Raw genomic sequence first — 12,312 nt, 5'->3', positions numbered from 1 at the left:
GGGGTCCGGGGGATCCGGGGGTCTGGGGGGTCCGGGGGATCCGGGGGATCCGGGGGGCCCGGGGGTCTGGGGGGTCCGGGGGGTCCGGGGGGTCCGGGGGCCCGGGGGTCTGGGGGGGTCCGGGGGGTCCGAGGATCTGGGGCAGAGACAAAGGAATGTAGGAAGTGGCGTGAAGAGAGCGGGGGTCAGAGCAGAAGGGAGCGGAAGCAATCGGCAGCCCAGAGCAGAGGGACGGAGAAAACGAAAGAAGGAGGCGTGTCGGAGAGGGCGCGGGAACCAGGACGAGGGCGGGACCGAGGTGGGGCCCATGCGGGAGACGCGGGACATTCCCCGGCTGCCGCCTTGCACGCGACGGGGCGATTCGCTATACTACGTTTTCGCTTCGAGAGAAGCGCCACGCCAACGTGGCTCAGTTGGTAGAGCAGCGCACTCGTAATGCGCAGGTCAGCGGTTCGAGTCCGCTCGTTGGCTCCAGAAGACAAAACGGCCCCCGCACTCCGGGGGCCGTTCTGCGTCCAGGCCCGACCCCGCACCTCCGGCACGGCGGCGGCCGGAAGGCTCGCCCCAAAGGCGAAGGGCCATTCCGGGCCAAGGCCCAGCGTCGCCCGAAAACGTTTCACGTGGAACACTCGCACGCGCGTCCGCGCAAGGTCGCCCTCGCCCAAGCTCGCTGATAATTATCTCCGGCTAACAATGTTTCACGTGAAACATTCGTTCTCGAGCCAGCGCGCAGCTTCTTCCCATTCTGCCAAGTTTTCTTTACATCAAGCAAATAGCAAGCTATGATGGGGACGTCGAAAGGGGCCTCCATGAATCGCGAGAAGGTGCTGCTGCTCAGCCGGATGGACAACGTGGGCGACGACGAGCGCGATCGCAGCGTCCGCGAGGGCGGTGCGCAGCGGGCGCTTCTCACCGTCGCGCTCCTGGCTATCGTGCTCGACCTGGTGAAATCCCTCTTTCTGCATCAACCCAACGGCGACCTCATGGCCGTCGCCTTCCTCGGCATGGGCGTCTTCAGCGGCTATCAGTACCGCCGAGCCCGCCGGCGTGAGCTGCTGGGAGCGGCCCTAGTCTGGTTCGTCGGGAGCGCCTGGTGGGCAGTCGGCTACCTGGCGGCTGTCGGCGCGCTGCCGCTCTAGCCGCGTCCCTTCCGCCCGCGCGCCGCCTTCGCCATCCGCCGCCATGCCTTCGCGAAAAGACAACCTCGTCCTGAAGAACCGCCTGCGCGAGGCTCGATCGGCTTGCGGCCTCTCGCAAACGGAGCTCGCGCGCCTGGTGGGCGTATCCCGGCAGACCATCTCAAGCATCGAGACGGGGCAGTTCTCCCCCACCGCCAAGCTCGCCCTCACCCTCGCCATAGCACTCAACCGAACGTTCGAGGAACTCTTCTACTTCGAAGACTAGCCCGTAGCACGAGCGCCCGGGCGCCCGCCCCACCCCCCCCCGACGCGCGAGAGCGCCGCCCCAACGCGCCGGATCCCACCCGCACGCGCTGCCCCGCCCGCCGCATTCCGTCAACATCCCACCGGTTTCCGCCCTCTACCCCAACGCCGTGCGTTGCCCCGAGCCGCCGCATCCTCCGCGCCACCCCCGCGCCCCGACGTCGCGTGCCATCCCGCTCTGCCGCATTCCACCACACGCCGCCTCGTCCGCCTCCTCCTCCACCCCGGCGTCGCGCACCGACCTCTGCGCCGCACTCCCTTTGCCCTGCCCCACCCCCAGCGCGCCGCTCGACGCACGGCCCCATCCCGCCATCGCGCGCAGCCACCGCGCCGCCCGCCTGTCGCATTCCGCACCATATTCCACCAACGCTCACCCCCCCCCGAAATCCCAGCCCGGCCATACCCCGCACGGCGCCCTCACAAAGCCCGCTCACCTACGGTTCCTTGCGACATCGTCCGGATGTTTCACGTGAAACATTTGTGCGCTTGGGTTTTGGAGGCGGGCACGTGGTACGCTGGGGGCGGCGACGAAGTGACGAGAGGAGCACCATGAGCGGTAACCCCTGGCTCGATTGGACGGTGGAGCTTCAGAGTCTCGCGCAAGCCGGGCTCTTCTACGGACGCGACGCCTTCGACCTGGAGCGCTACGAGCGCGTCCGCACCATCGCCGCCGAGATGATGGCCGCCCTGACCGACTTGCCCGTCGCCAAGGTGCGCGACCTCTTCTGCAACGAGACCGGCTACCAAACACCCAAGCTCGACACACGCGCCGCCATCTTCGACGGCGACCGCATCCTGCTCGTCCGCGAGAACGACGGCCGCTGGTCGCTCCCCGGCGGTTGGTGCGACGTGAACCTCTCCGTCGGCGAGAACGCGGTGAAAGAGGCGCGCGAGGAGGCAGGGCTCGATGTGCGTGCCGAGCGACTCATCGCCATCCTCGACGGCGGTCGGCACAACTGCCCCGTGTCCGCCTACGGCGTGACGAAGGTGTTCGTCGCATGCACGGCGCTCGGCGGTGCCTTCGTCCCGAACAGCGAGACCACCGAAGCGCGCTACTTTCCCGAAAGCGAGCTGCCCGAGCTCTCCGAGGCGAAGAACACCGCAGATCAGATCCGCATGTGCTTCGAGGCGCACCGCTCCCCCACCTGGATCCCTCCCTTCGACTAGCGCCGCGCGCCCTTCGCCCCCAGGGCCCCTCAGCCCCCCAAGGATCGCCCCCCCCCTCGGGAGAATAGTTCGCCACGGCTTACATTGTTTCACGTGAAACACTCCTCCCCGCCAGCGGGACACGAGCGAGGAAAGGAACAGCGAAGGAGCGCCGCGAGCCACAGCGAGCACCGATGGCGAAGGGGGGGGGCACGCAGAACCGAGCCGACAGGCGAACGCGAAGGCGGCGAGCCAGCGAACAGCGCAGGGCCGGACGCGGCACGACGACCCCCGCCCTGGAGGGGGAGGGCGGATGTGGCGGGGCCTGCCGGGCAGGCTGTCGGACGGATCGTCGGGTCGGGGGCACTGGCGGCGGGCTTCTTTAAGTGCGCGGAGGATTCTTTTCGGTTTCTCATCAAGCACGAGACGCTAGGTTGGGCACTAGGCCGCCAACCCATAATGGGCGAAGCGATGTGACGTGCCACGTTGCTGCGCCCCGGGGCGCAGACGGGGTAGCGCGTATCGGGAAGGAGCGCCTATGGGCAGATCGGGTGGCGGAGGCCGAAGCGGAGGCGGAGGTTTCAGCGGAGGCTTCTCGGGTGGCAGCCGGTCGACCGGCGGATTCTCGGGAGGAACCCGCGGCGGCGGACGCAGCTTCCCGCGCTCGTCACGCAGCGGGTCGCCCTATCGTGGCGGCGGCCTGGGCGGCGGATTCGGCGGCCTGGGAGGGTTCGGCGGACTCTTAGGAGGGCTGCCTGCCATCTTCGCCCCGCGCATCAGCATCAACAGCCCCGGCGACGCCCCGTCCCCGCAGCAACCCTCGTCTTTCGGCGCCCCATCGGCCTACGCGACCCCCTATGACGTCCCCGCGTCCAATGCCCCCGCCGGTGCGTCTCCCCCTGCGCCACTCGCCCCAGAGCCAGACGCACCCCGCACAGGCAACCCCACCAGCGGCGCCCCCTACGCAGCAGCGCCCACCAGCGTCGGCACGCCCGACGGTCCGTACCCCGGCGCCCCCGCCACCCCCGGCGGCTCGTCCTTCGACGCCTCCAACACCCCCAGCGGCCCGTTTCCCTACGCCCCCAACACCCCCGACGACCCGCTCCTTGCCACCCCCGGCGGCCCCAACGCTCCCCGCAGCTCGTACCCCGGCGGCCCGCCCTTCGGCGCACCTCCCACCCCCGGCGGCCCGCACCCCGCCACCCCCAACACCCCCGATGGGCCAGGGGCCTCCCGGGGCGGCTGCGGCGTCGCCTTCATCGTCGTGGCGGTCATCGCGCTGGCGCTCCTTCTCTTCGCCACCCTCGGCGGGGGCTGCTCGTCCGACGACGTGACCCGCTCCTCGATCGAGCGCGAGCCACTGCCGCAGGGGGCCGCGCTCGTCACCCCCTACTACACCGACGCCGACGGCGACTGGATCCACACGCCCCGCGCGCTCGAGGACGGCATGCGCCGCTTCTACGACGAAACCGGCGTGTGGCCTTACCTCTACATTCTCCCGAACGGCACATCCACGTCCACCGAGGAGCTCGCCCAATACGCCGACCAGCTCTACGAGGAGCTCTTCAGCGACGACGCGCACTTCATCCTCGTTTTCTGCGACGACGGCAACGGATCGTTCAACGCGGGTTACGCCGTGGGAAGCCAGGCCAAGACGGTGATGGACGCCGAGGCGGTCTCCGTGCTGGCCGACTACCTCGACCGCTACTACCGCGACCAGGGCCTCTCCGAGGATCAGCTATTCTCGAAGGCCTTCGCCGACACCGGCGCGCGCATCATGACGGTCACGAAATCGCCGCTCGTGCCGCTGGCCATCTGCGCAGCGGTCGCCATCGTCGCCATCGTCATCGCGCTCCTCGTCAAGCGCCAGCGCGACCAGCGCGAACGCGAGTCGCGACGCATGGAGCAGATCCTCAACGCGCCGCTCGAGAAGTTCGGCGACCGCGAGACGGAGAACCTGGCGCGCAAGTACGAGTCCGCGAGCGCCGCAGACGCGCCCGACGCGGCCGCATCCAGCACGGCGACTCCCGACGCAGCGGCGTCCGACCCGCTGACGCCCGCCACGCCAGCCGCCAACCACCCCGACGACCCCGGCGCGCCATCCGCGCCCGACGCCGCCTCCAGCACCAAGGGGCCCGACGCCTAGGCGCGCCCCTTCCCCCGACAACCCCGCCCGCGAGCGGGAACGACCGGCCTGCGGGCCAGAAGGAGAGACACCATGAGCGGAATCCTCGACCGATTCACCTCCATCATCAAGGCGAACATCAACGACCTGCTCGACAAGGCGGAAGACCCCGAGAAGATGATTGACCAGTACCTGCGCGAGCTGACCGAGAGCCTGGCCGAGGTACGCGAGGCCACGGCCGGCGTCATGGCCGAGGAAGCCCGCTGCAAGCGCGCCGTCGACGAGAGCCAGGCGGATATCGATCGCTACGACGGCCTGGCACGCAAGGCGCTCGAGGCCGGCAACGAGGGCGACGCCCGCACCTTCCTGGCCAAGAAGCAGCAGATCGAGGCGCACACCGAGGGCCTCAAGATAGCCTACGCCGCCGCGCAGGACAACGCGACGAAGATGCGCCAGATGCACGACAAGCTGGTCAGCGACATCGAGACGCTCCAGGGCCGCCGCCAGTCCATCAAGGCGAAGGTGGCCGTGGCCAAGACCCAGGACAAGGTGAACGACCTCACGGCCGCCGGCGACAGCGCCGCCAGCGCCATCGGGGCCTTCAACCGCATGGAGGCCAAGGCCGATGAGATGCTCGACCGCGCCAACGCCATGGCCGAGCTGAGCAGCCGCCCCGCCGACCCGGCCGCCGAGCTGGAGAAGAAGTACGAGGAAGCCGGCTCCACCGCCGCCGTCGACGACGAGCTATCGCGCATGAAGGCCGAGATGGGCCTCCAGTAGCTCTGCCCCCGAGACGAGCCGCCCCGAACCACCGAACCCCCGGCCCCGGCCCGGCCATCGCCTCTCGGATCCGCGAACTCGGCCGCCTCAGGCCCGCTCCGCCGAACCCCCGGGCCCCGGCCGTCGCCCGGGGCCCGCTTCGCGGTCGCGCGCAAAAACGAGCGCGCAACGTGGCCAAAAAAGTCGACTTGACGACAAAAACTCGGGCACCTTGCGGCTCTCCTGGCGCCTCGTCGACGCGCTCGCCTTTCGCGACCTGGGGTTTTGCGGGCGCGCCGTGTCCGCACGGGATCGGGAAGGCGCCTCCTCTGTCGTCAAGTCGACTTTTTTGGCCACGTTGGCCCCGGAAACGCGCGGCGGGCCCCGACCACCGGCCGAGGCCCGCCCCCCGAAGCCCGCCCAGAAGCGCGAGCGCCCTACTTCACCACCAGCACCGGGCAGCTCGTCTTGTGCAGCGTGGAGTAGCAGACGCTGCCGAGCACGCCGCGCATGGCGCCCATGCCACGATGCCCCATGACGATGCAGTCGTAGCCGCCCTCGTCAGCATACGCCGTAATGGCATCGTGCGGCGACCCGTTCACGACGGCGATAGACACCCGGTCCCCGTCGCCCAGGGCGTCCGCGCATCCGGGGATGCCGGCGATGTCCTCCATCACCCGCTCGCTCTCCTCGCGCGCGGCCTCTAGCCCCACGTCGGCGAAGGCGGCGCTGTCTGCGACAGAGCCCACTGCGCCGGACATGCGCGATGCTATCTTGAACGTCTCTGCGTTGAAGTCGCGCCAATCCACCACGCTGAGGACGGTCACCTCGGCGTCGGGCGCGCAGGCCACCAGGTCGAGCGCCTGCGCGAGAGCGCGCCGCGACGGATCGGACTTGTCGTAGGGAACGAGCACCTTCTTGTACATCATGTCCTCCTAACCAAGAACCTTACCGGGCGCGGGCCTCGCCGCGCCCCGCTTCGCCTATGATCCCGCCGGGCGGTAACGGTGCACGCCATCCGCGTCGAGGCGCCGCGCAAGCCGCCCCTCGGACGCCAGGTGGTCGAGCAGCACGATGCCCAGCGTGTAGATGCTCCACTGCTGCAAGGGCGCGCAAGCGTCAATGCGGCCGCCGGGCACCTTCCACCTGATAGCACGAATGACCTGGGCACCCGTAGGCTCCTCACCCCGTGCTGCCGCTTCGGACACCGCCTGCTCCATGGCGCCAAGCCGCTTCTCGTGGTGGTGACGCAGCCACTCGATGCGCTCGGGGAAGTCGAGCCGGTTCTCGCCGTGCGAGATGAGCAGCCGCGAGCAGCCGAGCGCATCGAGCTTGTCCAAGCTGTCGAGGTAGGTGCGCAGCGCGTCCGACCCGTCCAGAAACAGCGAGAGCCCCGGCGAGATGATGAAGAGCACGTGGTCGCCCGTGAAGCAGATGCCCGACTCGGGATGCAGCAGCGCCACATGGCCGCGCGTGTGCCCGGGAACCTCCACCACGCGCAGGCGATGGCGGCCCACCGCCACCTCGTCGCCCTCGGCCACCACCACGACCGGGCGCGCCTCCACGTCGATGGGCGTCGACACCCGCAGCGGCGCGTGGGCCCGCGCGGCCTCGTCGGTGGTCAGGCCTTCCTCGACGAAGCGCGCGCACGAGTGGCGGGCGCTTCGCTCGCTGAAGTCCGGGCGGGCGGCCTCAAGCTCGCCGCGACCCACGTAGAGCGTGGCCTCCGCGGGCACGAAGTCGCCCGCCAGTCCGGCATGGTCGTAGTGCAGGTGCGTGAGGAAGTAGCGCGCGCGACGCGGATCGACCCCCAGCTCCCCGAGGGCCGCTGCGAAGTAGAGGGCAGCCCCCTCCGTCGGCGCGCCGGAGTCCACCACCAGCACCTCGTCGCCGTCACGCAGCACGTAGACGTTGGTCTCGGTGGTCACCACGTTGGGAAAGGGCACCCGCAGCTGATAGATCTCCGGGTCGTCGTTTATCTTCTCAGCCAGCACTTCCGTCCTCGCTTCCTTAGGGCCGCCGCGCCGCCGGCGCCCCGATCCGCACCCACCGCGCAACGGGCGCCACCGCATCCTCGCCAGGCATCAAGCGCCCGCCACGCGTCAGCTCAGCTTCTCGTCGTTTCTCATCTGATGGCGGCTCAGCAGGGTGCGGTAGATCACGTACACCCCCAGCACAAGCGCGCCCACGTACCCGAGCACGCCCAGCACCGGCACCCCCAGGAACCGCGGCTCCATGGTAGTGGTGCACAGGATGGACGAGCCCATGAACAGGCCCGCGGATATCATCGCCAGGGCGATGCGCCCGCAGGCGGCGTACAGCGTGGCCAGCGCGTTGGCGGGCACGCGCAGGTCGCCCACCACCGACACCTCCCCGCGGTCAAGCATGTCCAGCGTGTTCGAGAGCTGGCGCGGCAGATGCGCCAGGGCCTCGGCCGACTCGGCCGTGGCGGTCAGCATCGAGACGACCTTCTCCTCCACGTGCCGCGGCGAGAACGCCTGGCGCACCACATGCTGAGAGACGATCTGCACGACGCTGGCCTTCGGGTCGAGCTCCGCCATGACGCCCTCGATGGTCACCACCCCGCGCGCGAGCATCGTCACCGACGGCACCATGATGAGGTTCTGCGTGCGCAGCACCTCCACGATCTCCTGGAACGCGGCGCCCATGTTGATGTCACGCAGATCGGCGGTGCCGTACTCCGTCAGCAGCGCGTCCATCTGGGAGAGCAGCGCGCCATGGTCCACCTGGCCGTGCACGACCGACAACCCGAGCACCGCCTCCTTGAGGCCGTAGGCGTCGCCCGTCGCCACCGCCCGGAACAGGTGCCCCACAAGCAGGCGCTGGCTGGCCGTGAGCGACCCGGTCATTCCCAGGTCTATCCAGACGATGTCGCCGTCGCGCACGAGGATGTTGCCCGGATGCGGGTCGGCGTGGAAGAACCCGTTGTCGAGCACCTGGGTCACGTAGCTCTGCACGAGCCGCTCGGCCAGCGCCGACGCGTCTACGCCCTGGGCGCGCAGCGCCGCCACGTCGTCCACCTGCGCGCCTTCCACGTATTCCATGACCAGCACGGAGTCGGTGGAGTAGCGCGGGTACGGCACAGGCGAGGTAACGCCCGACTGGCTGGCCAGCTCATCGTGGAAGCGCACGAGGTTTCCCAGCTCGACGGTGAAGTCCACCTCGTTGGCGGTGGTGCGCTCGAGCTCCTCCAGCGCGTTGTCCAAGCTCAGCATGATGGCCTGGTGGGACGAGGTGGAAAGCTCGGCCAGCGCCAGCAGGTGCCGCATGAGGGTGATGTCCTCGGCCATCTGCTCGACGATGCCGGGACGGCGCACCTTCACGGCCACCACCGTGCCGTCCAGCAGCACGGCCCGATGCACCTGCGCGATGGACGCAGCGCCGAGGGGCTTCTCGTCGATGGAGGAGAACACCGTCGTCCACGGCACGCCGTAGGCTGCGTCGATGCAGTGGATGACCTCGGAAAACGGCAGCGGCGCCACGTGATCGTGAAGCTGCTCGAGCGCATCGCAGTAGGCGCTCGGCAAGAGGTCGGAGCGGCTCGACGCCAGCTGGCCGATCTTCACGTAGGTGGGCCCGAGCGCCTCGAGCACCGCGACGGCCTTCTCCGGCGTGAGGCCGTGGGCCACGTGGTAGCGGCGCATGATGGAGACGATCTCGCCCATGCGCTTGGAGGACGTCTTGTCCTTGACGGTGATCTCCGCGACGCGCATGAGCTCCCTGAACGTGGGCATCGGCTCCTCCTTCCGCTCGCAACGCCCGCAGGACGGGCGCCTCAGGCCCGGCATCCCTCCATGCTAGCAGCGGAAAAGCAGACCACCCAGGTCATCGCTGGGATGATGACAAGTCGTTTCTCGCGTCGGATCGCACGGCGCGCTGCGGGCGAGCCACAGCGCCGACCTGCCGCAAGCCCGTCGCGGGCCGGCCTACCGCGGGCGAGCCGCGTCGTCGGCGCCTGCGGCCGCGTCGTCGGCGTCGTCGCCAGCCGCGTCGCCGTAGGCGGCCAGGTAGGCGTCGTAGTAGCCGGCCAGGTAGGCGTCGGCCTCGGCCTCCTTCTCGGCGCGCTCGGCCGCGGCGGCCTCCGCGGCCTCCTGGCGATCCTCCTCGTAGTAGCGGCGCCGATCGGAGAGCACGTGCGCGCCCGCCACGAGCGCCGCGAACACCACCACGCCCGCCACGAGCGAGACGAGCCCGCCGGCATGGACGAGCGACACCAGGTCATAGACCAGCCGCGGCGCGCCGTCGACGGGCTCGGCAAAGGGGCTCGTCGGCGAGGCCGCGCGGCGCTGGGCGAACAGGGTGGCCTCGCGCTCATCGTCCTCAGGCGCGGCGGAGGCCTCGTCGTCGGGCGCCACCACCACGGTCACGGAGTGGTCGCCGCTCATGCGCTGGAAGATGGTGGACCCCACGCCCACCAGGTCGGGCCGGGTGCTGCCGTCCACCACGACGGCGGCCACCTTCCACCCCTCCTCGGGCTCCCAGGCAACCACGCGGCTTCCGCCCTTAGACACGAGCCCCGCGCCGGTGACCCAGCCCGGTCCGCCCTCGATGGCGGTGTCCACGATGTACTTCACCGAGCCGGAGGAGGCCGCGTCGGCCTCGGAGAACCGCACGCTCACGGAGTGGTCGGCGTTGATGCCGGAGAAGTCGACGTGCCCGGCAGAGCCGTCGCCCACCAGGTCGGGACGATCCTGCCCGTCCACCTGGACGGCGACCACCTCAGCGCCGGGGTCGGCCTTCCAGTGCACGGTATGGCTGTCACCCGGCTCCACGCGAGCCGACGCCTCCACCGTGCCGTCTCCCTGGTAGGTCACATCCACCCAGTAAGGCGCCGCGTCTTGGGCGCCCTTGGCGGGAGCCGCCCAGGCAATGCCCGCCGTCCCACGGCCCGACGCGCCCGCAGGGCCGCCGCAAAGCGAGGTCGCGGGCAGCGCCGCCAGGCCGATGGCCAGCAGCAGAGCGGCCAGCAGGCGCGCGACCCGCCCGCGCGAGCAGGCGCTCCTCAGCGCCGACGCAGCAGTCGCTTCCCTACCCATGGCCATCCCGCTCCTTGCTCAGTGGTTTCGCTCGATGAGAGCCGCGCCTTGAGCGCGCTCAACGCGAATTGTACCGTGGCGGGCGAAAACCCGTCGACCCCTCCACGGGAAATCCCCCCCGACCTCGCGCTTGGGCGGCCAAACTGCAAATTTGGTCGGTTTTGCACTCGAAGGTCGCGCGTTTCGCGCCCCAAAAGGCGTCCAAACAGCCCAAGTCGGGCTTTCTGAGCCCATTTCGAGCCGAAGAAGAGGCTCGCAGAGTGCAAAACCGACCGAATTTGCAATCCGCGCCCGAGTTTCCGTGGTTGCCGCCCAAACCGGGGCGCCTAGCGGGCCGCACCCTCCTCTAGGTGCCCCTCTCGCGAAACCGCCGCGTCCTCCTCGGCCCTGATCTTCTCGATCAGCTCCTGGCGCGAGTGAACGTCGGCCTTCTGGTAGATGCCGTAAACGTGGGCCTTCACCGTGTGGATGGACACCACGAGCTGCTGCTCGATGGCCCCCATCGAGTACCCCTTGGTCAGAAGCAGCAGCACCTCGGTCTGCCGCGGCGTCAGGCCGTAGTGCTCAGCGAATCGGCGGCAGACCGTCTCCCACGACTCGTGCTCCTCGCGCGGGGCCTCGTCGGCGATGACGGCAAGCTCCTCGTCCATCTCGCGATGCTCGACGAAGGGCGTGTAGTTATCACGGAAGAAGAACGCCTGGATGCAGATGAACGCGATGACCACGCAGCTTCCGAACAGGCTCGGCTCCACCGGTCCGTCGATGGACGAGCCGAAGATGATGCCGCCGCCGCAAAACCCGAGCAAAAGGCCCACGATCTCGCCGAAGCGGCCGACCGTCATGTTGGCGAAGGGCTGCACCTGATGGATGTACATATACTCGGCGACGGCCGACCAACACACCACCTCGTCGATCATGGCCACCACGATGAGGAGGAACAGCAGCGCGTAGCGCACGGGCACCGCCACGAACGGCAGCAGCAGAATGCAGACGGCCGCCACGGGCGCGATGACCTTGATGATGACGTCCACCTGGTAGATCAGCCGCGTCCGCGTGTCGATGACCTTGTAGAGCGCAGCCACCACCAGCCCGCAGACGATGAACCCACCGCCCGCCACCAGCCCCGTGGACACGGCCACGGCGTAGAACCCGAAGCCGAGCAGGAAGTTGTTCGCCACCATGGCCACGGCCGAGTGCAGCAGCGAGGGCAGGTCGGGCGGGCGCGTGTTCTTGGGAACGGCAAAGCCCTCCTCGGCATGCAGCCGGCGCGCCCAGATGGCGAACATCCCCACCGACAGGACGCCGATGGAGATGGCGGCGAAGGGGAACACGTCCTCCTTGAGGCAGACCCGCACCAGCACGAGCAGCGACGTGCCCAGAAGCGCCGAGAGCGCCGTGTAGAAGGGGGCGTAGCTGTGCGCCAGCCGCGCGAGGAAGAAGCCCCACAGCGAGAGCAGCAGCATCGAGCCGAACCCCGAGAGGAACCAGGCGGCGAACAGCACGGTCTCGGACACCGGCACGAGGGCGGCCAGCCCCGGCAGCACGAGGAGCGCGCAGGACACGCCGGAGATAACGCGGATGACCCGGCGCCCCGTCAGGCGCGCGGCGCCCGAGGCCACCACCGCCGCCGCAGCCGCCTCGCCTATCAGGAATGCCGCCACGAGCAGCGTCGCCGTGATCTGGGGGATGCGGGCGTCACCGGTGACGGAGCACGTCATTATCAGATAGACCCACGCGAGGTACAGCCCGAAGCCGGCGATGCCCCAGCCGTCACTGGCGTGGG

General features: G+C 69.4%; 10 protein-coding genes and 1 tRNA gene. 6 read left to right on the top strand and 5 right to left on the bottom strand.

Features of this window, described 5'->3' with window-relative positions:
• Positions 1-398 precede the first annotated feature (398 nt).
• The 6 genes from AC6I0Y_RS00915 (at position 399) to AC6I0Y_RS00890 (ending at position 5,493) form a co-directional block, all read left to right on the top strand.
• Positions 399-474, top strand: a tRNA-Thr gene (locus tag AC6I0Y_RS00915).
• Positions 475-809: 335 nt separating this feature from the next.
• Entirely contained in the window at positions 810-1,139 is a 330-nt protein-coding gene (locus tag AC6I0Y_RS00910; protein ID WP_497732320.1) for a DUF6442 family protein, read from the top strand.
• A 43-nt stretch (positions 1,140-1,182) separates the two neighbouring features.
• Positions 1,183-1,404: a helix-turn-helix transcriptional regulator gene (locus AC6I0Y_RS00905; protein WP_160710636.1), complete on the top strand. Its 222-nt coding sequence runs from the start codon at positions 1,183-1,185 to the stop codon at positions 1,402-1,404.
• A gap of 587 nt (positions 1,405-1,991) precedes the next feature.
• Positions 1,992-2,609, top strand: coding sequence for an NUDIX hydrolase N-terminal domain-containing protein (locus AC6I0Y_RS00900; RefSeq protein ID WP_497732316.1), 618 nt, complete (start codon positions 1,992-1,994; stop codon positions 2,607-2,609).
• Between the two features lie 517 nt (positions 2,610-3,126).
• The gene (locus AC6I0Y_RS00895; protein WP_497732312.1) at positions 3,127-4,734 is read left to right on the top strand and encodes a hypothetical protein; all 1,608 of its coding nucleotides are present in this window, start codon (positions 3,127-3,129) and stop codon (positions 4,732-4,734) included.
• 72 nt (positions 4,735-4,806) lie between these two features.
• Positions 4,807-5,493, top strand: coding sequence for a PspA/IM30 family protein (locus tag AC6I0Y_RS00890; protein WP_497732309.1), 687 nt, complete (start codon positions 4,807-4,809; stop codon positions 5,491-5,493).
• A gap of 416 nt (positions 5,494-5,909) precedes the next feature.
• Here the strand turns inward: AC6I0Y_RS00890 and AC6I0Y_RS00885 are convergent, their stop codons facing one another.
• From AC6I0Y_RS00885 to AC6I0Y_RS00865, 5 genes are all read right to left on the bottom strand, one after another.
• On the bottom strand, positions 5,910-6,401 hold the full coding sequence (locus AC6I0Y_RS00885) for a universal stress protein (RefSeq protein ID WP_497732307.1): 492 nt from the start codon (positions 6,399-6,401) through the stop codon (positions 5,910-5,912).
• 54 nt (positions 6,402-6,455) lie between these two features.
• Positions 6,456-7,466: an MBL fold metallo-hydrolase gene (locus tag AC6I0Y_RS00880; RefSeq protein WP_497732304.1), complete on the bottom strand. Its 1,011-nt coding sequence runs from the start codon at positions 7,464-7,466 to the stop codon at positions 6,456-6,458.
• A 108-nt stretch (positions 7,467-7,574) separates the two neighbouring features.
• A complete protein-coding gene (locus AC6I0Y_RS00875; protein WP_497732302.1) occupies positions 7,575-9,227 on the bottom strand; it encodes an ABC1 kinase family protein in 1,653 nt (550 codons plus the stop codon).
• Positions 9,228-9,419: 192 nt separating this feature from the next.
• The gene (locus AC6I0Y_RS00870; protein ID WP_497732299.1) at positions 9,420-10,529 is read right to left on the bottom strand and encodes a hypothetical protein; all 1,110 of its coding nucleotides are present in this window, start codon (positions 10,527-10,529) and stop codon (positions 9,420-9,422) included.
• Positions 10,530-10,855: 326 nt separating this feature from the next.
• On the bottom strand, positions 10,856-12,247 hold the full coding sequence (locus AC6I0Y_RS00865; protein ID WP_497732296.1) for a helix-turn-helix transcriptional regulator: 1,392 nt from the start codon (positions 12,245-12,247) through the stop codon (positions 10,856-10,858).
• Positions 12,248-12,312 lie beyond the last annotated feature (65 nt).

Source organism: Adlercreutzia sp. St.1H8 (genome assembly GCF_059728655.1).
This window is presented reverse-complemented; position numbering and strand designations above follow the sequence as displayed.